The 22,313-nt window shown below is 39.2% G+C and carries 19 protein-coding genes; 12 read left to right on the forward strand and 7 right to left on the reverse strand.

What is annotated here, in order from left to right:
- Positions 1-143 precede the first annotated feature (143 nt).
- From SCALIN_RS13565 to SCALIN_RS13580, 5 genes are read right to left on the reverse strand one after another with little or no spacing between them, the layout of a single operon-like run.
- Positions 144-872 (reverse strand): hypothetical protein, encoded by a 729-nt coding sequence (locus tag SCALIN_RS13565; RefSeq protein WP_096895008.1) that lies wholly within the window; start codon positions 870-872, stop codon positions 144-146.
- Positions 872-2,683 carry a restriction endonuclease subunit S gene (locus tag SCALIN_RS13570; RefSeq protein ID WP_230406623.1) on the reverse strand — a complete coding sequence of 604 codons (1,812 nt, stop codon included), beginning with the start codon at positions 2,681-2,683 and terminating at the stop codon, positions 872-874. The genes SCALIN_RS13565 and SCALIN_RS13570 overlap by 1 nt, the downstream gene beginning before the upstream one ends.
- A gap of 59 nt (positions 2,684-2,742) precedes the next feature.
- Positions 2,743-3,351 (reverse strand): class I SAM-dependent DNA methyltransferase, encoded by a 609-nt coding sequence (locus tag SCALIN_RS24265; RefSeq protein WP_203415501.1) that lies wholly within the window; start codon positions 3,349-3,351, stop codon positions 2,743-2,745.
- Positions 3,352-3,362: 11 nt separating this feature from the next.
- Complete coding sequence (locus SCALIN_RS13575; protein ID WP_096895164.1) at positions 3,363-5,888, reverse strand: DEAD/DEAH box helicase family protein; 2,526 nt, start codon at positions 5,886-5,888, stop codon at positions 3,363-3,365.
- Between the two features lie 51 nt (positions 5,889-5,939).
- Positions 5,940-6,221 carry a hypothetical protein gene (locus SCALIN_RS13580; protein WP_096895009.1) on the reverse strand — a complete coding sequence of 94 codons (282 nt, stop codon included), beginning with the start codon at positions 6,219-6,221 and terminating at the stop codon, positions 5,940-5,942.
- Positions 6,222-6,601: 380 nt separating this feature from the next.
- On the opposite strand from SCALIN_RS13580, the gene SCALIN_RS13585 reads away from it, so the two are divergent.
- The 3 genes from SCALIN_RS13585 to SCALIN_RS13595 are packed head-to-tail and all read left to right on the forward strand — an operon-like array spanning position 6,602 to position 8,861.
- Positions 6,602-7,471, forward strand: coding sequence for a hypothetical protein (locus SCALIN_RS13585; RefSeq protein WP_096895010.1), 870 nt, complete (start codon positions 6,602-6,604; stop codon positions 7,469-7,471).
- A gap of 20 nt (positions 7,472-7,491) precedes the next feature.
- Positions 7,492-7,758 (forward strand): helix-turn-helix transcriptional regulator, encoded by a 267-nt coding sequence (locus SCALIN_RS13590; RefSeq protein ID WP_096895011.1) that lies wholly within the window; start codon positions 7,492-7,494, stop codon positions 7,756-7,758.
- A gap of 53 nt (positions 7,759-7,811) precedes the next feature.
- Positions 7,812-8,861 (forward strand): tyrosine-type recombinase/integrase, encoded by a 1,050-nt coding sequence (locus tag SCALIN_RS13595; protein ID WP_096895012.1) that lies wholly within the window; start codon positions 7,812-7,814, stop codon positions 8,859-8,861.
- Between the two features lie 127 nt (positions 8,862-8,988).
- Here SCALIN_RS13595 and SCALIN_RS13600 read toward each other — a convergent pair whose 3' ends face one another.
- Positions 8,989-10,530 carry a sigma-54 interaction domain-containing protein gene (locus SCALIN_RS13600; protein WP_096895013.1) on the reverse strand — a complete coding sequence of 514 codons (1,542 nt, stop codon included), beginning with the start codon at positions 10,528-10,530 and terminating at the stop codon, positions 8,989-8,991.
- 368 nt (positions 10,531-10,898) lie between these two features.
- On the opposite strand from SCALIN_RS13600, the gene SCALIN_RS13605 reads away from it, so the two are divergent.
- From SCALIN_RS13605 to SCALIN_RS13640, 8 genes are all read left to right on the forward strand, one after another.
- Positions 10,899-11,330 carry an Hsp20/alpha crystallin family protein gene (locus SCALIN_RS13605; RefSeq protein ID WP_096895014.1) on the forward strand — a complete coding sequence of 144 codons (432 nt, stop codon included), beginning with the start codon at positions 10,899-10,901 and terminating at the stop codon, positions 11,328-11,330.
- A 112-nt stretch (positions 11,331-11,442) separates the two neighbouring features.
- Complete coding sequence (locus SCALIN_RS13610) at positions 11,443-11,862, forward strand: Hsp20/alpha crystallin family protein (protein WP_162532318.1); 420 nt, start codon at positions 11,443-11,445, stop codon at positions 11,860-11,862.
- Positions 11,863-11,882: 20 nt separating this feature from the next.
- The gene (locus tag SCALIN_RS13615; protein ID WP_096895016.1) at positions 11,883-12,293 is read left to right on the forward strand and encodes an Hsp20/alpha crystallin family protein; all 411 of its coding nucleotides are present in this window, start codon (positions 11,883-11,885) and stop codon (positions 12,291-12,293) included.
- A gap of 314 nt (positions 12,294-12,607) precedes the next feature.
- Positions 12,608-15,214 (forward strand): preprotein translocase subunit SecA, encoded by a 2,607-nt coding sequence (gene secA / locus SCALIN_RS13620; protein ID WP_230406624.1) that lies wholly within the window; start codon positions 12,608-12,610, stop codon positions 15,212-15,214.
- Between the two features lie 108 nt (positions 15,215-15,322).
- A complete protein-coding gene (locus SCALIN_RS13625) occupies positions 15,323-16,552 on the forward strand; it encodes a 3-deoxy-D-manno-octulosonic acid transferase (RefSeq protein ID WP_162532319.1) in 1,230 nt (409 codons plus the stop codon).
- 127 nt (positions 16,553-16,679) lie between these two features.
- Positions 16,680-17,849: a methionine adenosyltransferase gene (gene metK / locus SCALIN_RS13630; protein ID WP_096895019.1), complete on the forward strand. Its 1,170-nt coding sequence runs from the start codon at positions 16,680-16,682 to the stop codon at positions 17,847-17,849.
- A gap of 149 nt (positions 17,850-17,998) precedes the next feature.
- Complete coding sequence (locus SCALIN_RS13635) at positions 17,999-18,709, forward strand: MORN repeat-containing protein (RefSeq protein ID WP_096895020.1); 711 nt, start codon at positions 17,999-18,001, stop codon at positions 18,707-18,709.
- 105 nt (positions 18,710-18,814) lie between these two features.
- Positions 18,815-19,393 (forward strand): tetratricopeptide repeat protein, encoded by a 579-nt coding sequence (locus SCALIN_RS13640; protein ID WP_096895021.1) that lies wholly within the window; start codon positions 18,815-18,817, stop codon positions 19,391-19,393.
- Between the two features lie 200 nt (positions 19,394-19,593).
- On the opposite strand, the gene ahcY is transcribed toward SCALIN_RS13640, so the two are convergent.
- Positions 19,594-20,967, reverse strand: coding sequence for an adenosylhomocysteinase (gene ahcY / locus SCALIN_RS13645; RefSeq protein ID WP_096895022.1), 1,374 nt, complete (start codon positions 20,965-20,967; stop codon positions 19,594-19,596).
- A gap of 509 nt (positions 20,968-21,476) precedes the next feature.
- Between ahcY and SCALIN_RS13650 the strand changes: the two genes are divergently transcribed.
- Positions 21,477-22,283 (forward strand): hypothetical protein, encoded by an 807-nt coding sequence (locus SCALIN_RS13650; RefSeq protein ID WP_096895023.1) that lies wholly within the window; start codon positions 21,477-21,479, stop codon positions 22,281-22,283.
- The last annotated feature ends 30 nt before the right edge of the window (positions 22,284-22,313 follow it).

The raw sequence follows: 22,313 nt of genomic DNA on the forward strand, positions 1-22,313 counted from the left end.
TGGATTGATTATGCTGCTATTGAATTCATATATTTCCCCTTTACTTCCTTATAAGGAAAATAACAGTTCGAAATATTTAAATAACATTGGGCAGTGTATTTTCTTATCATAAGTTTTGCCCTACTCATTTTGCTAACGTTGAGCTAAGTGGCAACTGTTTCTTCCTGTGAATATTCATTTTTTAGTTCTTCAAATATCTTTTCAATCTCTGCATAGTTTGGTTGTTCGCTCAATTTTATAATATCGTATTCCAAACAGAACTCCAAGTCTTTTTGAGATAGATAATGCTCATGTATCAGTTCTTCATTGATTTGCTCTTGAACATTAATGTACCGTCTATCATCTTCGTTCTGGCTTTCAATTAAGAATCGCTCAAAGCAGTCTTGAATTGCAGACTTGCTATGCTGTTGAATCTCTTCTGAAAATCGCAGTATTTCAGTGATTTTATCGTCAACTGTGTCCTGGGTGTTGTAATAAATATGTCCGTTACTGTGAACCACATCATTTCTTGCGTCGACAATCTTCTTGTATTGGCCAATTTTCTCTTTTCCAAGACCGAAGAACCTGAAGAGAGTAAATATCCTTCTCTCCTGTTCCTGGCTGAAAGTGAAAGGAGAGGTTGCTGACTCAAAACAAGTGTGAAAACCTAAGGTAATCTTTTCGAAATCTTCTTTATGGATTTTCTTGATTTGCCAGACATTGAAATAGACAAAACTCATGAAGAGCATATGGTAAGCGATAAATGAGAACTGATACTTGTCGTTCTGATAGTTGCTCTTGAAAGAATCCCACAGAAACTCAATGTATTCTTCTTCGTTTTGGTTTTTAAAACGAATTGGCAAGTAATTTGATAGTTCAAAAGATTCTTCCATTACTCTCCCCAAACCTTAGCAATCCTGTCCTTTATCTTCTGTTCAAAGATGTCAATAAGCTGCTTGTTGGCATTCACCAATGCCAGTTCTTTTTCGATTTCCTCTACGATTTGGTGTTGGATTTCTAGAGGAGGAAGAGGAACAAGCGTAGTTTTAATAAAATCAGTTGGAACCCTTTGAAGTCCACCCGTCCCTGTCATATTTAACTTTCCTCTTTCTCTGAAATTATCTGTGATTATGTTTAGATAGATCCATGTAGAAAGAATTTTTTCATTTGGTCTAACTACATAATATTCACTTGAACCAAATCCAATTCCATTTACTAAGTCTCTTGCTATTCCGGCTTTACCATTTTCAAAACATGGAGTGACTTTTGCCAATAACACATCATCATTTTTGAAATATGTATATCCTTTAATTACTTCACCTAAAGGCTTCGTTTGATTAGCTATGAAGCCAATTTGATTTTCATTTAAATCGGCCATAGGAACGAATGAAACTTCTAATTCCTCATCTAAATCTTTTAACACTGATTTTTTTGGATTTATCTCACAAGTTTTCCCCAACTCCACCATCTCCCAATCCGGGTTAATGTCAATTTTGGGCTTGTAGTTGTTCACCACGGCTTTGGCGCCATCTATGATTTTTTGATAGCCTTCTATTTCGGCTACTATTTCTTCCTGAATGGATAAGGGCAGGAGCGGGATTTTTATTTGTTTAATTCTTGATAAAGCTAACTTTGGAACTCCTACAGCATGTGTTAGTGAAATTATCTGATTTTTTGAATTGTCAGTCCTAAGAATCAAGGATAAAAACCTATTATTAACCTTGCTCTTATTTTTAATTATAAGTTTAGCTGCATTTTCTGTAAGGTTAGCGTTATCAAGTTCTTCGGGAATTACTCCTACCAATCCAATTGTTCCGGCTATTGATATATAAACATCTTCCTTGTCAATGGTGTAATTTGAAATTTGAGATTGAACTTCTTGGGTCAAATACTTAATGTCACTTTTATTCAATTTCACATCATCAAAATCAGCAACTCTTATATAAGGATAGTCTGTTTTTACATCAGAGTATGTTGCTCCCTTAGGCAATCGTTTTCCACCTTTGACATCTACAATTTCTCCCAGGTTGATAATAGGAAATACTGTATTTTCTACATGGTGTATTCTATACCTCTCCCCACTCAGATTATAATCACCATTCTTAGTGATTTCGGTCTTGACGACAGCATGAGCAATCAATGAGTCCTTGGAATCTCCTGTTCGCACAAATTCACGTGTCAGCTCAATGGCTTCATCCAATTGGCTGCCTTTTACCACTGTGCGTTGTGCCCCAAGGTTGTAGCCGTCGTTGTCAATTTTTACAAAGAGGATTTCGTTGCGCAGCTTGGCGACTTCTTTGCCCATCAGCAAAATGGAAGTCTTTACGCCACTGTATGGATTGAATACACCAGCGGGTAAACTTACTACGGCATAGAGGTAATTCTCTACCAGCATTTTTCGCAGGTCTCTGTAAGCCGTACCACTCTGGAAAATCACGCCTTCAGGTACAATGATGCCCGCCTTGCCTTTTGGATTCAGGTGTTCGGCTATATAATCCACAAACAACACTTCACTGCGGTTACTACTGATGGTAAATTTCTTGTGCGGACGTATACCACCCTTCGGACTCATAAAAGGCGGATTGGCGAGAATCACATCATAGCTGTCGTTCCAGCGTTCCTCACTGCTCAAGGTGTCATATTCGTGTATGTGCGGGTCAGAAAAACCATGTAGATATAGATTCACCAAACTCAATCGCACCATGTCTGGTGAAATGTCGTATCCCTCAAAGTTTTGAATCAGTTTTTTGCGCTGGTCAGGCGTTAAGCCTTTTTTGTTTTTTCTTTTATGTGCTTGAAGGCAGAAATCAAGAACCCTGCTGTTCCACAGGCAGGGTCAAGAATGGTATCGGTCTTGCTTGGGTCAACAATCGCCACCATAAAATCAATGATATGCCTTGGAGTTCGAAATTGTCCTGCATCTCCTTGCGAACCCATTACCGAAAGCAGGTATTCAAAGGCATCTCCCAGTTTTTCGCTGTGGGTGTATTCAAACTTGCCAATGGTTTTCAGAAACAGTTTCAGCGTTTCCGGGTCACGATATGGCAGGTATGCGTTATTGAAGATATCCCGAAACAGTTGCGGAATGTTCGGATTTTTTACCATGCTTTCAATGGCTTTCGCATACAAGCTGAGCATTTCGGTAGCGGTTACCTTGGTATCAAACAGGCTGTCCCAACTGTACTTTTCAAAATCACCTGAAAAGAATTTGGTCGTTCCGCCTAGTTCAACGGCTTCTTTGTCCATGTCGTCCATGAACTTATAAATCAAGCCAATGGTAATCTGCTCTATCTGTGCTTTTGGGTCGGGCAGTTTGCCTACCAATATGTCACGGCAATCGTCTATTCTTTTCTTTGTTGCGGTATCTAACATAAATTCCCTTACTAAGCAGCGAACCGCTCTAAATTGACGTAATCATTAATATAAACCGGAATTACTTCACGGTATTTGGTGGCCACTTCCTTAAACTGTGAAATGGTCAAAGTTGGGTTGGTTTGCAAAGCGTGAAAGTCCTTTGCTTCAATGATTTTGCGTATGCCCTGGTCAACGACATACGCCTTGAAGAAGTATTTTAAGGCTCTCAGGTTCACATCTTCTTCAGGCGGATAGATGGAGATGAATTTGTCAAATTCCGCTTCCAGTAATTCGTCTTTCGATTTGAACTTGGGGATTATTCCAAAAATCTTTTCTACCACTTCACGGATGGAAACCTTACGGTCAATCTTGGCTGCTTTTCGCAATTTTTCCAGGTTGAAATATTCTTCGGGTTTATCAAAAATCTCCTGTTGAATATGGCTTATCACATGTTCCCAGTTACCCAGTTCTACATTTTTTTTGATGATGTCATCCATAATTATGCGATCTTCAAACTTATTGAACAGCATGCGATCTACCTTCATGCCTTCATAGCCTATATGTTGTTCTTTTAAAGTCGCTATAGGGTCAGGACGATAACTGGTGTATTGGTCAATGTCGACACCACCACCGCCTTCACCGTCACCTTTTTTAGGCTTTGGCAGTTTCAGTTTCTCGTCATAGTCGAACTTCTCTTCAAAATATTCACAGTTGGCAAAGAAGTCGAAGAGTTTAAAAACCTCTTTATCATGCTTAATGATTTCTTCTTCTCCCAATTCGTTTTTATGCTTAAAGTCGAATGTGTTATTTCGGGTACCTCTGCCTTTTATCTGTACAAAATCAGCAGGACTGAAAATCGGTCGCATCATGCAAATGTTGAGCAAGTCCGGGCAGTCATAGCCTGTGGTCATCATGCCGACCGTAACACAAACTCTTGTTTTACTGGATTTGTAACCTTCCAGCCAGGTGGTTTTCCCATTGAAGTTGTTATGGGTAAAGTTGATGGTCATTTGTTGAGCATCACCAACCTGTGAAGTAACCTGTACCGCAAAATCAGAATTGTATTTGCCCGGGTAAAGTTTTTCTGCGAAATCGTTTAGAACCTCTGTCAGCTTTCGAGCATGGTTCTGGCTTACAGCAAAGACGATGGTTTTCCCAATTTCATTGGTAATCGGATCACCCAAAGCGTTTTCTAAAAAGGTTTGACAGAAAACGATGTTGGTTTTGTCCGAGAAAAACTTTTTCTCGAAATCACGGGAAACAAAGGTTTCTGTTTCTTCCCCTTCTTCGGTGGTTACGGCTACTGCATAGCCTTCGTCAGAAAGCAGTTGGGTTGTAATTTCTGTTCGGGCATCCAGAACTCTCGGGTTAACCAGGAAGCCATCTTTTACACCGTCCAATAAGGAATAGCGATAGGTTGGATCGCCACCTTCACAGCCGAAAGTTGCATAGGTATCCCGCAGCATTCTTCGTTCAATTTCTCTCGGATCTTTTTTATTTACCTTGTCTGGATCAACACCTTTTAGATAGTCTCTTGGTGTTGCGGTTAAACCTAATTTATACCCATGAAAAAACTCAAATACGGCTCTTGCATTACCTGAAATGGAACGGTGAGACTCGTCTGAAATAATCAGGTCAAAATCTGTCGGCGTAAACTCGTAACGGTACTTATCATTGAACATCAAAGATTGAATGGTCGTTACGATAATATCCGCTTGCCTCCAATCGCCTTTATGCTCTTTATAGATGAACGTGCTGTAATCAGGTTTCAGGTTATTCGTAAATGCTTTCCAAGCCTGATCTTCAAGTTCTAAACGATCAACTAGAAACAAAACCCGTCTTGAGTTTTGTGTTCTAAGAAATAATCGGATAATTGCAGCAGAAATCAAGGTTTTACCGGTCCCGGTTGCCATTTCAAAAAGAAAGCGGTCTTTGCCTTCGGCTACTGCTTTCTGTAAGTGTCTAATAGCGCTTAATTGATAAGGCCTGAGAAATTTTAATCCGTTTGCCCAAATGAAATCCTTGCTGGCTTCAATGCTGCCGTTCCATTCGGGTCTTTCAGCATAGTCAGGCATTTGAATAGATGTAATATAATCGTTGGCAACAGGTTCATTAGCTAATGCATTTCGGTCAGGATTCCACTCTTTGATGGCTCCAATTTCGCCGGGCGATGGAAATTTATAAATAGGTTTTGGATTGCCTTTTTTTGTGTCCCAGAGGTAATGTACAATACCGTTCGAAAGAATTATGAATTGAGCATCAACAGTTTTAGCATATTCTCTGGCTTGTACTTTGGCAACTAAAGGGTGAAGGCTTTCCTTTTTCGCTTCAAGTACGCAAATCGGTTTGTTGTTGCTATCATGTAGCAAAAAGTCTAATGAACCATTTTTGGTCTTTTCATAGTCATTTCCCCAAGCGTCAATCTCTTCCTGGGTGATCTTCACATGATTTTCGAGCAGAATGTTAGCTACGCCTTCCTCATTGTCAAAGAATCTCCATCCTGCTTCTTCGAGTAGCTGGTTTATTTTAATTCTGGCATGAGCTTCATTTTTCATTCTTCTATTATCTTTTGTCATGCGATGGTTTGATTGGTTTGATAGCTTCTCTTATATCCTAGCCCACAAAGCACATTTGTTTGCTTTGCCACGAATATTGTAGCTCCAAGATTGTCTTGGCAGTCTCTCTACTATGCTTCCTTCGAATGGAGTAATAAGTTTTGCGATTTCACTGTGTGCATATTCCGTAACGCCTGAAGTTGCCAAGTGGGCAGAGACAAAGGTAAGATAATCATCGCTGTAGTCTCTAATCAAAGTATCAATTATAAAATGACTATCAAATGCAACTCCTCTTTCAATTTCCTTTATAATATTTTCTATTATTTCTCTCATTTTTTCCCCTTCTCATTAATCTTCTGGTTAATAGGGATAACCTCTGCGAATGATAGATATATATGAAAAATCTTACTTATACGAAAAAGTAAAACTATACCTTTGAAGCTGTTTAAAATGTGACAAAAGCGATCTGTTGCTGCTTACTGTTCAGGTTTATTATAAAAGAGTGGGATTGTTTTGCAACATAAAACATCTTAGAGTAAGAGGTTAGTAACATGATACTAGAGGGAATAATAATTTAGTCTTTTCGGCGGAAATTTGATTTCCTTTTGACTCTTGAAAGTTTTAGAATGCTAAATGTGTTTTGAGATATTCAATAAAAAAACAATGAATTAAGGATTTAAATTGATCAAAAATTGTTCCGTTACGGAGGGGTCATGAATAATACATTCGTAAATAGAAGCAAATCAGGAAGATTTTTTTGGTGGGCTCACTCAGCACCAATTGATGTATTAACTCGTAAAGATACTAATCCACCAAATATTACAGGTACGCTTCATATGTTAAGAGATAGCACAGCATGTCTATATTTAGCGGATCTCGTTAATGAAAATTATAATTTTGGTGGTGTTTTATACAACCTGCCTCCTGAAATTTATAAAAGACCAAAGTCGAGATTCTCGCAACTTTCTCTTCTGTCACACAATGATCTTATTTTACATACAACTCGTCCTGCATTAAACGATCATAAAAAAAAGAAAAAGAGATGGCTCTTCAAAAGCGGTTCGGAATTAGAGAATATAATATTTCTAAACTTGAATAGTTTTTTTCAATCTTGTGACAGGAAGCATATTATTTTATCTGATAAAATTGCGGATAAATTGCAATCAAAGGACGATAGTTCTTATCGAGCAATAATATTTGATATCTACATTGATGCTTATATGGCATACAAAGCAAATGTAGATAAATTAGTCTACCTGAAGAATTCCAAAAATAGAGTTTCCAATGCTAATACAACAGTTGGTTATATTGTATACATTCCAAAGCTTATTGATGAAGATGCCGAAGAGACTGATACTCCAGGTCTTTTATCAGTATTCAGTCTCAATGGCACCATGACTCTGGTTTGGTTATATTTAGTTTGGGCTAAATTCTCAAATTTGATAAATCAGATGATATCTTCAAAAAAACCAAGAATAATTTTAGCAGAGTTTAAACCGGAAATATCAAATGATATTATTCCCAATGATTTATCTTTTGTTGATTCTACAAAATGTGAAATAAAAATTGATGTATCAATTTAGTTTAAAAAAAGTGGATTAAAATGAAAAATGAATCAAATGATAAATGTGGGGCAAATAGAGAAAGATATGTGGATATCAAAAAAGTGTCCAGGTACACATCTTTACCAGTAAAGACTATATACGATTGGTCGAATCAGGGGAAATTCCCTTGTATAAAATATGGGAGACGTATTCTATTTGACATTCAAGACGTAGATAAGGCAATGGCGAACTTGAAACAACCGTATCTTCAGTGTGAAAAGACTGTTAATAAAATCATTGGAGACCTTCATGGCAATGGTATATAATACTGCCGATAGCGACATACAGATACAATCAGGCTTCGGGAAAGGATAGACAAATGTTTAAACGAAGCGATATCTGGTGGACGTGTATTAGTCATAACGGCAGGAAGGTTCAAAAGAGTCTTGAAACCTCTGACAAAAAGCTTGCACAAGCTATAGAGGCTAAGATCAGGACTGAGATTGTTGAGGGAAAGTATTATGAGAGATTGACAGGACAATGCAAAACCTTCAAGGATATGATGGATAGGTTTATGAAGGAGTATGCTCCCACAGTTTCTTTGAATACTCAAGAAGGATACAAATATTATTTAAAAAATCTTAGCAGGTTTTTTGACAATCCTGGGTTGATGACTATAACGCCTAAGATTGTGGCAAAATATAAATTGTATCGCAGAGATAACGGAGCAAGCCCTTCAACCGTAAATCGTGAGCTTTATATGTTGTCAAAGGCTTTCAATCTTGCAGTCAAGGAGTGGGAGTGGCTTAAGGACAATCCTGTTTCCAGGGTACAGAAGGAGCGGGAAAACAACGAAGTTGACAGGTGGCTGACAGAGGTTGAAGAGAGGAGGCTTCTTGACAATAGTCCTGACTGGTTACGTAAGATAATAGTTTTTGCATTGAACACGGGTTTACGACAGGATGAATTGCTGTCCCTTGAGTGGAGCCGTGTAAATCTGCTCCGTAAAACTATTCTGATACAAAAGACTAAGAATAATAAGCCCAACACTCTTCCTCTGAATAGCATAGCACTGAATGTCCTTATGCAAAAGCATGAAGGTAAGGTGAGAAGCCTTAAGAATGATCTTGTGTTTATCAGTAAGTCAGGTACAAAGATTGGTAAGCGTAACCTGATAAGGGCATTTGCCCAGGCATTAGAAAAGGCGGAGATTAAGGAGTTTACCTTTCATTGTCTTCGTCACACATTTGCCACAAGATTAGCCCAGAATGGTGTAGATATTTACAAAATAGCAAAGCTCTTAAATCATAAAGACCTGAAGAATACGCAACGCTATTCGCACCATTGCCCGGAAAGTTTAATGATTGGTGTTCAGATTTTGGAAAAGTTTGACTACAATCTTACTACAATGGCTCAAAAAGGTGGTTGAAAATGTTTCTTGTTTTGTCGTAAGTCCTTGTTTGATAATATGGGCGATACTGGACTCGAACCAGTGACCCCTTGCTTGTCGAACAAGGGGTCACTGGCTGTTCTTAACTATTTTACAAGTACCTCAATTAACGTTCTTTAAACATACTTTTTTTGATAGAGAACTTTTTCATTTTGTTTAAGATAGTGCGTCGGTTCAATCCTGTTGCCTCAGCTATATCGCTTATTTTGCCTTTGTATTTTTTAAATACCTCAATGAAGTACTCTTTCTCAATTTTGTCTAAATGTTCCTGCATATCATCGTAAGAAGTGACTGCCGATCCGGTGTCTATCGGTGATGGTAAAAGTTGTGGTTTTTCAGAATGGTCTGTTGATAGATCTATTTTTTCAATAGTGTTATACTCTTCCAGCAGGACAGCTTTCTCAATTACTCCTTCTAACTCTCTTATATTTCCAGGCCATGAATATGACATCAGTTTTCTCAAAACAGTGGACGAGATGCCGGATATGTTTTTTTTGAAACGGTTGTTGAATTTTTCAATAAAATGGTCGACTAAAAACGGAATATCATCAGCGCGTTCTTTCAGAGACGGAAGTCTTATAGCGATTATGTTGAGCCGGTAAAAGAGGTCCTTCCTGAACTCTCCCTTCTCTATCAACTCCAGGAGATCCTGGTTTGTTGCGGCAATAATACGAATATCCACTTTTAAACTCTTCTCACCTCCCACCCTTTCTATCTCTCTCTCCTGTAATACTCGTAAAAGCTTAACCTGAGTGAGGGTTGACAATTCTCCAATTTCATCCAAAAATATGGTGCCTTTATCCGCAAGCTCAAACTTCCCTTTTTTATCCCGAATCGCCCCGGTAAAAGAGCCTTTAACGTGTCCAAAAAGTTCGCTTTCCAGAAGGGTTTCGGGCAACGCCGCACAGTTAACAGCTACCATGTTGTGGTCTTTCCTGAGACTGTTATAATGAATAGCTTTTGCGACCAATTCCTTACCTGTTCCGGTCTCTCCCGTGATAAGAATGGTAGAATCGGTCTGAGATACCCTGTCAATCAGGTTGTAAATATTCTGCATCAGGTAACTTTTGCCGATTAAATTATGAAAATGGTATCTCTCGCCTAATGTAGTCTGCAGCTTCCTGATTTCGTTATTTTTGATGTCCAGCTCTTCAGTCAGGTCTTTCAGGAGTTTCCTTGTTTCCTGGTACTGGATCTCTTTGGTTACCCGTTTCGTGACATCCTTGCTGATTGAAAGAACACCCTGTATTGAACCGTCTTTATCAAAGATGGGGGCGCAGCTCTGGTCAAAAAAGTGGGTGGCATTGTCAGGAGAGGTGAGCTGCAACTCTCTAATATTCAGCCCCTTCCCGGATTTAAAAACCTTATTCAAGTTATTTGCCAGGTTTTGTTCGATAGATTTGAGCCGAAGCGCCAAGTAACTTGTGCCTTTTACCTCTTCAAAACTAACACCACATGACTGTTCGGCGGTCTTGTTCATGAGTATGATGTTAAGGTCTCTGTCTAAAAGAATGACATCAGAATCAAGATTATCAATTATTGATTTGTCAATACTACCGTCACTATCGAGAAACTGTGGATGGACTTCAGCCCCGTTCCCTTTGTCAGAGATAAGTAATTTTTGCATTGAATACTTTTTCTTTGCCATAGCCGCCTGGTATTAACGGGAACGATACTTCCCATATATGAATTGTTCGCTATACTTACTAAGCCTTTAAAATATAGGTACCAACATCAAGTAATCATTATTTCTTCCCACTTTTTCTACAGTTTAGTCTATTTAAGAATGGAAATCCAACACAAAAGGGAAATTATATGCCCATTTGGCTAATAAAATACTATTATTGTGTTGCAAGAAAGCATAAGAATAGTAATAATAATGACTTGCACAATATGGCACATTCTTTGCGGTACTAAACAAGTGAAGAGAGAAAAACTCTCAAATATACAGCAAAGCTTAGCTGTAAGAATTAATAAGATTATGTTATTTATTATATTTTGAAGGAGGGACATAAAATGAAAAGGGAATTAATAAGATTGAACAGGTTGCCTTTATTTGCCGCATTCCGTGATGATATGAGTACGATGTTAGACGATTTTTTGGACACAAAATCTCCTGGTAGGGGATGGAACCCTGATATTGATATTGTAGAAACGGATAACAATATTATAGTAAAAGCAGAATTACCCGGAGTTGACCCGAAAGAGATTGACATTTCAATCTTAAATGACACGCTGACAATAAAGGGAGAAAAAAAGGAAGAGAAAGAGGATAGTAGTAAGTCTTATCACCGTGTAGAAAGATCGTATGGCCGCTTTACCCGTACAATTAATCTGCCCAAACATGTTAAAAGAGATGAGATAGAGGCAAAGGAGCATAAGGGTGTACTGGAAATTACACTGCCAAAGATGGAGAATGCGGAGACAAAGAAGATCACCGTTAAGTAAGAGTGACTAAACCTGGCTAATGTTGAGATGCGGGAAACCCGGCGTCTCAACATGGCCGAACGGAATAATAGTTTATAAGAAAATATACCTTAACTTTGAGAGGAGGTCTGACATGTTACTATCAGGAGCACTTGAAACTTTATTAGGATTACAGGACGCCGTGGACCGTGCGTTTGACACCGGTTTCTTTGATAGCACAACAACCAGTCGAGGCGTGCATCCACCGGTTAATATTTTTGAAAAGAGTGGTGATTTGGTCCTTGTCGCAGAATTACCCGGAGTAAAAAAGGAGGACCTGAACATAGAAGTAAAAGGAAATACCATTCGACTCGCTGGAGAACGCATCATAGAGTACAACGAAAACGTCAGTTATCACCGTGTTGAACGTAACTCCTCTAAATTTGACAGGACGTTGAGACTGCCATTTAACGTTGAATCCGATAAGGTAAAAGCGGAATATAAAGACGGCCTTCTGGTAATCTCCCTGTCACGCGCAGAGTCGGATAAATCCAAACAAATAACTATCCAATAATTAATTGAAAGGAGGATATCATGAGTAAGGAAACGAAAGAAATTACGAAAGCTGAAAACAGGAAGCCGGAAAAAACCGAATTTACCGGAGAGAGGACTATTCCTGGAAAATATTATATTCCTAAAACCGATATTGCGGAAACTGAAAAAAGCCTGGTTGTAATTATGGATGTTCCTGGCGTTCGAAAGGAGAACGTAAATATCACCCTGGAAAATAATAACCTGGAGGTTGATGCCAAGATAGACCATTCACCTTATGAAAATCTCAATCCGGTATATACCGAGTACAATGTAGGTCATTATACCCGACGATTTACCGTATCAAATATTATTGATACAGCAAAAATTGATGCAGGCCTAACTGATGGGGTCTTGACCTTGACATTACCAAAGGCTGAGGAATCGTTGCCAAGGAAGATTGAGGTTAGCTGAATAGAGATTGGAACAAGTGTTTTGAGAAAAAAACAATGAATTGGTTGCTAAATCCAGCAATCAGTTATTACCTGAATCGAAAAAAACAGATTAGGAAACATAGGTATTCTTTGCGGAGTCATTGAGTACTCAATATGTAAAAAAAGGGCAATCATTGAGATTGCCCTTTTTTTATCAATGATTACCACGTGTTTCTGTTTCTTTAAAAACCTGACATTTCTAAATGGCTTGACAAGATATCTAATTTGAGTTGACACTTTTTCTTAAATCTGGTTTAATTAAATTTTTCAATTTTTCAGACATAAACCATAATAATGAGTATATTTACAAAGATTTTTGGTACTGCAAGCGATCGGGTTTTAAAAACCCTGAAGCCGATAGTAGAACATATAAATTCACTTGAAAGCGGCCTACAGGCGTTAACTGATGCAGAACTCAGGCAAAAGACTGACACATTCAGGGAAAGGCTTGCTGCCGGAGAGACGCTCGATGATATTTTGCCGGAGGCTTTTGCCGTTGCCAGAGAGGCCAGCAGAAGGGTGTTATTAGTACCCAATGCAGACAGCCCGGACAAGACCATGAGGCATTTTGATGTTCAGCTGATTGGAGGGATTGTATTACACAGGGGAAACATTGCGGAGATGACAACAGGTGAAGGTAAAACACTTGTAGCAACATTGCCGGCATATCTTAATGCTATTGCGGGTAAAGGCGTTCACGTTGTTACCGTAAACGATTATCTTGCCAATAGAGATATGAACTGGATGTTGCCCATGTATGAATTTCTGGGCCTTTCTGCAGGCGCGATACAGAGTAATCAGAGCTATGACGATAAGAAAGCCGCTTATAAAGCGGATATCACTTATGGTACCAATAATGAGTTTGGTTTTGATTACCTGAGAGACAATATGAGAGTGCACCTTGAAGAACAGGTACAGGGAGCATTAAACTATGCCATTGTTGATGAAGTTGACAGTATCCTGATCGACGAGGCCAGGACACCTCTCATAATTTCAGGTCCATCTGACGAATCAACGGAAAAATACTTTACTGCTGACAAGATCGCCAGAAAGTTGAAACCGGGTAAACATTACGAAGTAAAAGAGAAGGAAAAAGGTGTTAATTTAACTGATGAAGGAATTGGTATTGTAGAAAAAGAGCTTGGCGTTGACAGTATATATTCTGACATTCACATGGACTGGCCCCACTATATCGAACAGAGCTTACGTGCCCACTCACTGTTTATAAAAGACACAGACTACGTTGTTCAGGGAAAAGATGTTATCATCGTAGACGAATTTACGGGAAGATTGATGGAAGGCAGGATGTGGAGTGACGGACTTCACCAGGCCATACAGGCAAAAGAACAGCTAAAGATAAAAGAAGAGAGTCAGACACTTGCCACAATTACGCTTCAGAATTTTTACCGTCTCTATACTAAACTTTCAGGGATGACTGGTACGGCCTATACAGAAGCGGCTGAATTTGCCAGTATATACGGATTGGGAGTAGATGTTATACCGACAAACAAACCTTTACAACGCCAACACTATCCGGACAGAATCTATGGAACGGGAAAAGAAAAAGAAAATGCTATAATTGAAGAGATAGCTGAAGTGCATGAAAAGGGCCAACCAATCCTGGTCGGGACTATTTCAATAGAAAAGTCTGAAATGTTCAGCAATGCGCTAAGACGGCGTGGTATAGAACATGAAGTCCTCAATGCAAAAAACCATGAACGAGAGGCCGCAATAATTGCAAAGGCCGGACACAAGGGAAATGTCACAATTGCGACAAATATGGCCGGAAGAGGTACGGACATTGTACTGGGCAATGGAGTTAAAGAGTTAGGGGGTCTTCATGTAATAGGAACGGAAAGACATGAGGCGCGGCGTATTGATAACCAGTTACGAGGTCGTACAGGACGTCAGGGAGATCCGGGTTCATCACGGTTTTATGTTTCACTCGAAGATGACTTAATGCGTATCTTCGCACCGGAGAGGGTTGGCAACATATTAAAGAAATTTGGCATGACAGATGGCATGGCGATAGAGCACTCCATGGTATCCAAATCAATCGAAAGGGCGCAAAAAAAGGTTGAACAACATAATTTCGAAATACGTAAAAATCTTCTTGAGTATGATGAGGTGATGGACGAACAGAGAAAAACCATTTATACATGGAGGCAGAGGGTCCTTGCTCAGGAAGACCTCAGGGAAGACCTGCTTAAAATGATTGAAGAGAGCATTGTAGAGACAGTAGACCATTATATCGATCCGAAATCACACAGTGACGAATGGGATTTAGATGGTCTGCATAAATGGTATAAACAGAAATTCGGTATAAAATTTGACTTAAAGGCGCAAAATGTAGAAACAAAGGAAAATGTTGAAGACCTGTTACTTGATACTGCAAGTGATGCTTATGACGCGAAAGAGAAGGAGATTGGAGCAGAGGAACTGAGAAAAATTGAGCAAATTCTTTTGCTTGAAAAAGTTGACACCAAATGGAAAGATCATCTCTATGCAATGGATCACCTGAAATCAGGTATTGGGCTGAGAGGCTACGCCCAGGTTGACCCAAAGATAGAATACAAGCGTGAAGCGCTGATAATGTTTGAAAGCATGATGGCATCTATCAGGGAAGAAGTTACAGATCTGATTTTTAAATTACGAGTCAGGCCCGAAATAATAGATAGTAAAGATGTGTGGAACCCTGACAACTTTGTCTATCAGGACTCTCTCAATACCATGCCTGAGATGCCAGCTCCAAGAAGGGAAAGAGATGAGGCAATGATAACCAATAGTGGTCAGACCAAACAGAGACCGGAACCCATTCGTGCCACTGCTAAAGTCGGCAGGAACCAGCCTTGTCCTTGTGGAAGCGGGAAAAAGTATAAAGCATGCTGTGGCCAAAACTAACCACATGAGAAATTTCCATTTTAACAACTATAAAACAGGATGCCATTAATTTTTGATTCATTTTATTTAACCGCATCTTTATTTGGCTCGCCGTATTTATTATTCAAAATGGTAACAAGTAAACGCTATCGTACCGGATTGAATCAAAGATTTGGAATAACAACAGACAGGACAGGCAATAAACCGGGTATCTGGGTACATGGCGCGTCTGTAGGTGAAGTCATTACAGCGAAAAGCATTGTAAAGAGGATTGATGAAGAGTTCCCTGAATGCGAGATTTTTATATCCGCGACAACAAATACCGGTTTCTCGGTAGCAGAAAAAACCTTTTCTGATAAAAACGTTTTCTTTTTACCTGCCGACCTGAGCTGGATAACAAAAAAAGTGATTTTGAAGAAAAAACCGAATTTTATTCTTCTCGTCGAACTTGAAATATGGCCGAATTTTTTAATATCGGCTTATAAGAAAAAAATACCCGTTATCATAGTTAACGGACGAATATCCGATAGATCTCTTAAGGCATACCGAGCTCTCAGTTACATTTCGAAGGATTTTCGTAAAAGCCTGACTAATGAAATGAATACTTTTTGTGCAAGGACTGAGCTTGACGCACAGCGTTTTCGTGATTTAGGTATAGCCGATAAACAAATTTTTGTTACCGGCACAATGAAATATGACAATATACCAACCCGTATTGATGAAGGCGTCAGTAAGGAGCTGAAAGGACTATTTCATATAAACGATGATGATTTAGTGCTTGTAGGTGGAAGTACGCATGATGGTGAAGAAGAGGTCTTAGTCAGAATCTATGCAAAGTTGAATGAAACCTATCCGAATTTAAAATTAATTCTGGTACCAAGACATATTGAAAGAGCCAGAGACGTTGCCAGGCTGATAGAAAAAATGGGGTTTGTGTCTGTACGAAAAACAGAGGCAGAACGCTCTCATTACGAATGGCAGAAGACAAAGAAAACAATCATATTAATTGATACTGTCGGTGATTTAGGAAAGATTTATTCTCTGTCAAATTACGTTTTTGTTGGGAAGAGCCTTATTCCATCCGGAGGTCAAAATATGATGGAACCGGCTGGGCTGGGAAAACCGGTTGTCTTTGGTCCGCATACTTTTAACTTTAAAGAAGAAACCGAACTTCTTCTCAAAAACGATGCGGCCAAAGTCGCCAAAACAGAAGTCGAACTTTTTGAAACAATTGAAACTTTTATCAGGGATCCTGAAACTGCAAAGGAGATGGGGCTAAAAGCACAAAAGATAATTAATGAAAAAAGAGGTGCGACAAATAGAAATATAGAAATAATAAGAAATATTATAATGAATTAATCATTTATTTTATTCTTGTAAAACAAAAAAGTAATGAAAGTTTAAGACAGTGTGTAAGTAAACTGTCCTCTTCTATTTTATATAGATTGAATTTGAACAAGAACTTTGGAAAGGAAAAGAGAATCAAATGAAAAAAGGAAACCATTTATTTACTTCTGAATCTGTATCCATGGGGCATCCTGATAAGATTGCCGACCAGGTGTCCGACGCCGTATTGGACGCAATCTTAGCACAGGACCCGATGTCACGAGTTGCATGCGAAACACTGGTAACAACCGGAATGGCATTGGTTGCCGGTGAAATATCTACTAAAGCGGTTATAGATATACCAGGTATAGTCAGGCAGACTATTAAGGATATTGGCTACAGTGATTCATCTATGGGATTTGACTATGAAACCTGCGCCGTTATGACAACTCTTGACAAACAGTCTCCGGATATTGCACAAGGTGTCTCAGAAGGTGAAGGTCTGCACAGTGAACATGGGGCGGGTGACCAGGGTATGATGTTCGGCTTTGCCTGTAACGAAACGGAAGAGCTAATGCCTCTGCCAATCTGCATGGCTCATCATTTAGTCAAAAAACTTGCTGACCAAAGGCAGACCGGGGTCCTGGGTTATCTTCGTCCAGATGGTAAATCACAGGTAACTGTTGAATATGAAGGAAGCAAACCGATCAGGGTGGATGCGGTGGTTATCTCCTCCCAGCACGCACCTGACGTTTCACATGTTCAGCTTAAAGAGGATATAATAGAGAAAGTTGTAAAAGAGGTTATTCCCGCAAAATTCCTGGATGACAAAACCAAATATTATATAAATCCGACCGGACGATTTGTAGTTGGCGGACCACAGGGAGACTGTGGTTTAACCGGAAGAAAGATCATTGTTGATACTTATGGCGGCAGAGCGAGGCATGGTGGGGGAGCATTTTCCGGGAAAGACCCGTCAAAAGTTGACCGAAGCGCCGCCTATGCCGCACGATACGTAGCCAAGAATATCGTGGCCGCGGGGTTAGCGGATGCATGCGAAGTCCAACTGTCTTACGCTATTGGTGTGGCAAAGCCAATGTCAGTACTGGTTTCAACAGAAAATACGGCTAAAATTCCAGAGTCAAAGATAGAAGAACTGGTTGACAAACATTTCGATCTTACACCAAAAGGCATCATCGATGGTCTGCAGTTGAGAAGGCCTATATACAAGGCTACGGCCAGTCATGGTCATTTTGGAAGAACTGAAGATTCCTTCTCATGGGAAAAGACAGATAAGGCGGAGATACTGAAAAAAGAGGCAGGGTTATAATCAGAAATTAATTTGATTGTTTCACCGTACAGTAACTAATGAAAAAGGAGTGACGCAGACATCTTACTTCTGTGTCACTCCCTCATAAGAAAATTCTTATCTAATTTAATTGCTGTAATAACATTTTTGTACAGAAAGGCTTCTTTACAATGAAAGACATAAGAGAATATAAAGAATATTTAAAATATTTCGTAACAGTTTTTGGAATATTAATGTTGGGAGTCTGTTTTTCTCCTCTGTATTCTTTTGGTGGACTTGGAGTTTGTGTAGAAGGGGATTGTGAAAACGGACATGGTACTTATACTCTCTTTGGCATAGAAGAATATGTGGGAAATTTTAAAGCAGGGGTATATGACGGAGAAGGCACTTTAACATATTTTGACGGAACAAAATATATTGGAACATTTGATAATGGTAAATACAATGGTCAAGGCTCTTTGACTCTGCATGATGGTTCAAGTTATGTTGGAGATTTCAAGGGTGGCGCGTTTAGCGGCCAGGGTACTTTTACCTGTTTTGATGGCGCAAAATATGTAGGGAATTTTGAGAATGGTAAGTATAACGGTCAAGGCACATTAACCTTATCTGATAATTCAATTTATGTCGGAGAGTTTGCGGATGACAAATATGAAGGCCAGGGTACTATGACTAAGACAAATGGTGAGAAATATGTGGGAATGTTCAATAATGGTGAGTTCAACGGCAAGGGCGCTTTAACCATGCCTAACGGAGAAAAATACGTAGGCGATTTTAAAGACGGCTTATTACACGGTATGGGAACTTTAACCTCCTCCAATGGTTCAGATTATGATGTACAGTTCGAATATAATAATTTGATATCCGTGTCTCCCAGTCGATAATCCTGTAACTTAACTCATGATAATAGTATACAAAGTTACCAGGTTGTCAGTATTATGTGGTTAGTCTTACTTTACCTTGTACTTTCTTAACAGGAATACATATTTATGACGATATTCGTAAAAATTATAGAACAACTGGTATCATTCAGGGCTAAAGTCGTTTTTATAATAATGGCGATGGTATTATCTTTTTCCATATCCGCTTATGCCCAGGAAGTCCTGTGGGAGAAATTGAACAATAAGGCAGATACACTTATTAACCAGAAACGATACCCGGATGCATTAAGTGTGTCAGAAGAAGCATTAAAAGTTGCGGAAGATACATTTGGTCCTGATAACCCAAAAGTCGCGATATCTTTGAACAAGATTGCCGAACTTTACGTCATCAAAGGTTCTTATGCTGAAATTGAACCCCTTTATAAACGAGCATTAGAGATAAATGAAAAATCCCTCGGGCCAGATCACCCTGATGTTGCGATATCTTTGAACAATCTGGCGGAGCTTTACTATAATCAGGGTAGATATATAGAAGCAGAACCTCTTTATGAGCATGCCTTGAAAATATTAAAAAAGACCCTTGGTCCAGACCATCCGGAAGTTGTAATTACTTTAGAAAGCATGAGGGCTCTTTATAAAAAAATGAGTAAGGATAAAAAAAAGAAGAAATGTTTTGAAAATGTGTAGCACCGGTTTCCCCGCCTGAATGACAAGTCGGGCAGGCCTGACGGGCTTCGTTATGGATGCTCCGTTTGAAAACAGGCGTGATAATACATTTGTTCTTGACGCTCCAATTTGATAATTTGACTGGATAAGCCTTTAAGAAAAAAGCACAGGAACACTGGTTTCCTGTGCTTTTTTCATAGAGTATCTTAATAAAAGGACCATTAGTATCGATAAGTTTCAGGCTTAAATGGACCTTCAATTGGAGTACTGATATACTCAGATTGTTCCTGTGTCATGCGTGTAATCACTCCTGAAAAACCTTTCACCATCTCTGCAGCAACCTCTTCATCCAGCTTCTTGGGAAGGACCTTTACATAAACAGGTTCTCTTTCAGACTCAGGTTTGTCTGCCCATGCTTCCTTGTAGAGAAACATCTGCGCAAGTACCTGATTAGTGAATGATCCATCCATAATGCGTGACGGATGGCCGGTCGCGTTACCAAGGTTTACAAGACGTCCTTCAGAGAGAAGAAGAATATAGTCTTCAGCGTCATCAGACCTATAGACTTTATGGACTTGTGGTTTCACCTCTTCCCATCTCCAGTTGTCGCGCATGAATTGAGTGTCTATCTCATGATCAAAGTGGCCGATATTACAAACGATAGCTCCTCGTTTCACTGTAGCCAGCATATTACGGTCGCATACATTTACATTACCGGTTGTTGTTACGATCAGATCAGTTTTTTCCAACAACTGTTTGTCGATACAATCAGGAGAGCCGGTGTTGTTTCCATCAACATAAGGAGAAACAACTTCGAATCCGTCCATGCATGCCTGCATGCCACAGATAGGATCAATCTCAGAGATTTTTACGATCATTCCTTCTTGATTCAGACTCTGGGCAGAGCCCTTACCGACATCACCGTAACCTACAACGAGGGCTTTTTTGCCGGAAAGAAGAGCGTCTGTTCCGCGCTTAATAGCATCATTCAAGCTGTGGCGGCATCCGTACTTATTATCATTTTTGGATTTTGTTACAGAGTCGTTGACGTTGATGGCCGGTACCTTTAACTCTCCTTTTGCCATCATGTCGAAAAGTCTGTGAACACCGGTTGTAGTCTCTTCTGTAATGCCGTGGATCTTGTCAAGCATCTCCGGGTATTTCTCGTGGACCATGGCTGTGAGATCTCCGCCGTCATCAAGTAATACATTGGCATCCCACGGTTTTCCGTCCTTGATAATAGTCTGTTCGATGCACCATGAACCTTCCTCTTCTGTCTGGCCCTTCCAGGCATAAACAGCAACACCTGCAGCAGCCATAGCTGCGGCGGCGTGGTCTTGAGTGGAAAAAATGTTACATGAAGACCAGCGTACTTCCGCTCCAAGGGCAACAAGTGTTTCGATCAAAACAGCAGTCTGTATTGTCATATGGATACAGCCGATAATTTTAGCGCCCTTCAGGGGTTGCTCATTCTCATATTTTTTCCTAAGGCTCATTAAGCCGGGCATTTCACCTTCGGCAAGAGTGGTTTCACGACGTCCCCAATCCGCCAGGTTTATGTCGGCAACCTTATAATCTAACGTAAGGGTGGTCATAGCATATTCCTTTTTGAAAAGTTACAAATAAAAAAAGTGATTAATAAAGAGTGGATGTCAAGCAGACTAGACATACTAAGAATTATTTATTTTTAAGTAAACTTTGCATTATATAGTAAAAGGCTGTAAGTTTTCAACTATTTTTTTCAGGTTTTCTTCACGTTGCCAGATTAAGCTATATTGTTGTTACAAAAGTGTCCACTTTATGTACAATAACTACCCACTATATTCTCTTAACAACAAGAGCGCAAATGTTAAATGCCACACAATTCTTTTATAATACGTTGTAAAAATGACAATTAATATGCTTTTGGTACAAATATTGCTTTTTAATATTGCAAATCATAAACTATTTTCGTGTAACTTATCGGTATAAGTAGATATAATCTGTTACATAAACAAAGCCGCCCTCTCTTTCTAAAGAGAGGTATGTCTTTTAACTCTTTGTACTAATAAGATAAGGTTCGATTTTCTAAATGTAAACTTTTCAAATTACCAGGGAGAAAACTATGGAGAAAGACGAAGCTGTTAAGGAACTTCAAAAAGAGAGCTTACAAGGATTATCCGACAAAGACCTCCTTTTCCTTATCGAAAGCTATGTGACCAAAAGGAATGATTACGATAAAATTGCAAGTTTGATAAACGGGGATGAAGATGTAATAGCTAAAATGATCGACAGTGACAGGGTGTTCAACAAAGTGATGAGCTGTACGGAACGTATCCTGGCTATTTCTCCCTACTTCCTGTTTTCTTTACTTATAAGAAGGGCGTTTAAAGAGAAAAGAGAAGACACAAAATTTATTGAAAAGACAATAGACGCATTAAACAAAACCGAACCTATCATCCCATGGAATGAGAACAGGCTTATGTGCCTGCTTGAAGACAATTACGTTTCAAACTATATTGCAAACATGTTGGCACAATTTATCGAAAGTTCAAAATTATTCAGTATGGGTGATGATGAAAAAAAGTCTCATCAATATATCGTAGATATGATCGCGGATTCTCTAAATTCAGATAACCTTGAAAAGTTTTATATCTACTGTCATATAGGAAATTATACTCTTTTCCTCACAGGGATGATTCCGGAATATATCAAGTACCGATATGAATACAAGCGGAGACCTCTTGATGAACATTATTATGTGGGTTTTGGGAAAACGTATTATGGCCTTGCATCGGAACACACCAACGCAAGAAGAATCAGGTTGACAGGCACACTATCACAATTATCAGAAGGGTTTGAGGCTGTTTCTCAGGTTCTCAGTTTTATGAACAAAGAATATCTTTGTTCTACAAAACCAGGACTTGCATAGCGCGGTATATCCGCCAGCCTATCAGGCGGG

Origin of the sequence: Candidatus Scalindua japonica (genome assembly GCF_002443295.1) — a bacterium.
GTDB lineage: Bacteria > Planctomycetota > Brocadiia > Brocadiales > Scalinduaceae > Scalindua > Scalindua japonica.

Coding starts and splice junctions, on each gene's coding strand:
- SCALIN_RS13640 (WP_096895021.1), top strand. CDS start 18,815: ATGACGATATTCGTAAAAATTATAGAACAACTGGTATCATTCAGGGCT.
- secA (WP_230406624.1), top strand. CDS start 12,608: ATGAGTATATTTACAAAGATTTTTGGTACTGCAAGCGATCGGGTTTTA.
- SCALIN_RS13590 (WP_096895011.1), top strand. CDS start 7,492: ATGAAAAATGAATCAAATGATAAATGTGGGGCAAATAGAGAAAGATAT.
- SCALIN_RS13610 (WP_162532318.1), top strand. CDS start 11,443: ATGTTACTATCAGGAGCACTTGAAACTTTATTAGGATTACAGGACGCC.
- SCALIN_RS13605 (WP_096895014.1), top strand. CDS start 10,899: ATGAAAAGGGAATTAATAAGATTGAACAGGTTGCCTTTATTTGCCGCA.
- SCALIN_RS13595 (WP_096895012.1), top strand. CDS start 7,812: ATGTTTAAACGAAGCGATATCTGGTGGACGTGTATTAGTCATAACGGC.
- metK (WP_096895019.1), top strand. CDS start 16,680: ATGAAAAAAGGAAACCATTTATTTACTTCTGAATCTGTATCCATGGGG.
- SCALIN_RS24265 (WP_203415501.1), bottom strand. CDS start 3,351: ATGTTAGATACCGCAACAAAGAAAAGAATAGACGATTGCCGTGACATA.
- SCALIN_RS13600 (WP_096895013.1), bottom strand. CDS start 10,530: ATGGCAAAGAAAAAGTATTCAATGCAAAAATTACTTATCTCTGACAAA.
- SCALIN_RS13580 (WP_096895009.1), bottom strand. CDS start 6,221: ATGAGAGAAATAATAGAAAATATTATAAAGGAAATTGAAAGAGGAGTT.
- SCALIN_RS13565 (WP_096895008.1), bottom strand. CDS start 872: ATGGAAGAATCTTTTGAACTATCAAATTACTTGCCAATTCGTTTTAAA.
- SCALIN_RS13585 (WP_096895010.1), top strand. CDS start 6,602: ATGAATAATACATTCGTAAATAGAAGCAAATCAGGAAGATTTTTTTGG.
- SCALIN_RS13615 (WP_096895016.1), top strand. CDS start 11,883: ATGAGTAAGGAAACGAAAGAAATTACGAAAGCTGAAAACAGGAAGCCG.
- SCALIN_RS13650 (WP_096895023.1), top strand. CDS start 21,477: ATGGAGAAAGACGAAGCTGTTAAGGAACTTCAAAAAGAGAGCTTACAA.
- ahcY (WP_096895022.1), bottom strand. CDS start 20,967: ATGACCACCCTTACGTTAGATTATAAGGTTGCCGACATAAACCTGGCG.
- SCALIN_RS13625 (WP_162532319.1), top strand. CDS start 15,323: ATGGTAACAAGTAAACGCTATCGTACCGGATTGAATCAAAGATTTGGA.
- SCALIN_RS13635 (WP_096895020.1), top strand. CDS start 17,999: ATGAAAGACATAAGAGAATATAAAGAATATTTAAAATATTTCGTAACA.
- SCALIN_RS13570 (WP_230406623.1), bottom strand. CDS start 2,683: ATGGTGCGATTGAGTTTGGTGAATCTATATCTACATGGTTTTTCTGAC.
- SCALIN_RS13575 (WP_096895164.1), bottom strand. CDS start 5,888: ATGAAAAATGAAGCTCATGCCAGAATTAAAATAAACCAGCTACTCGAA.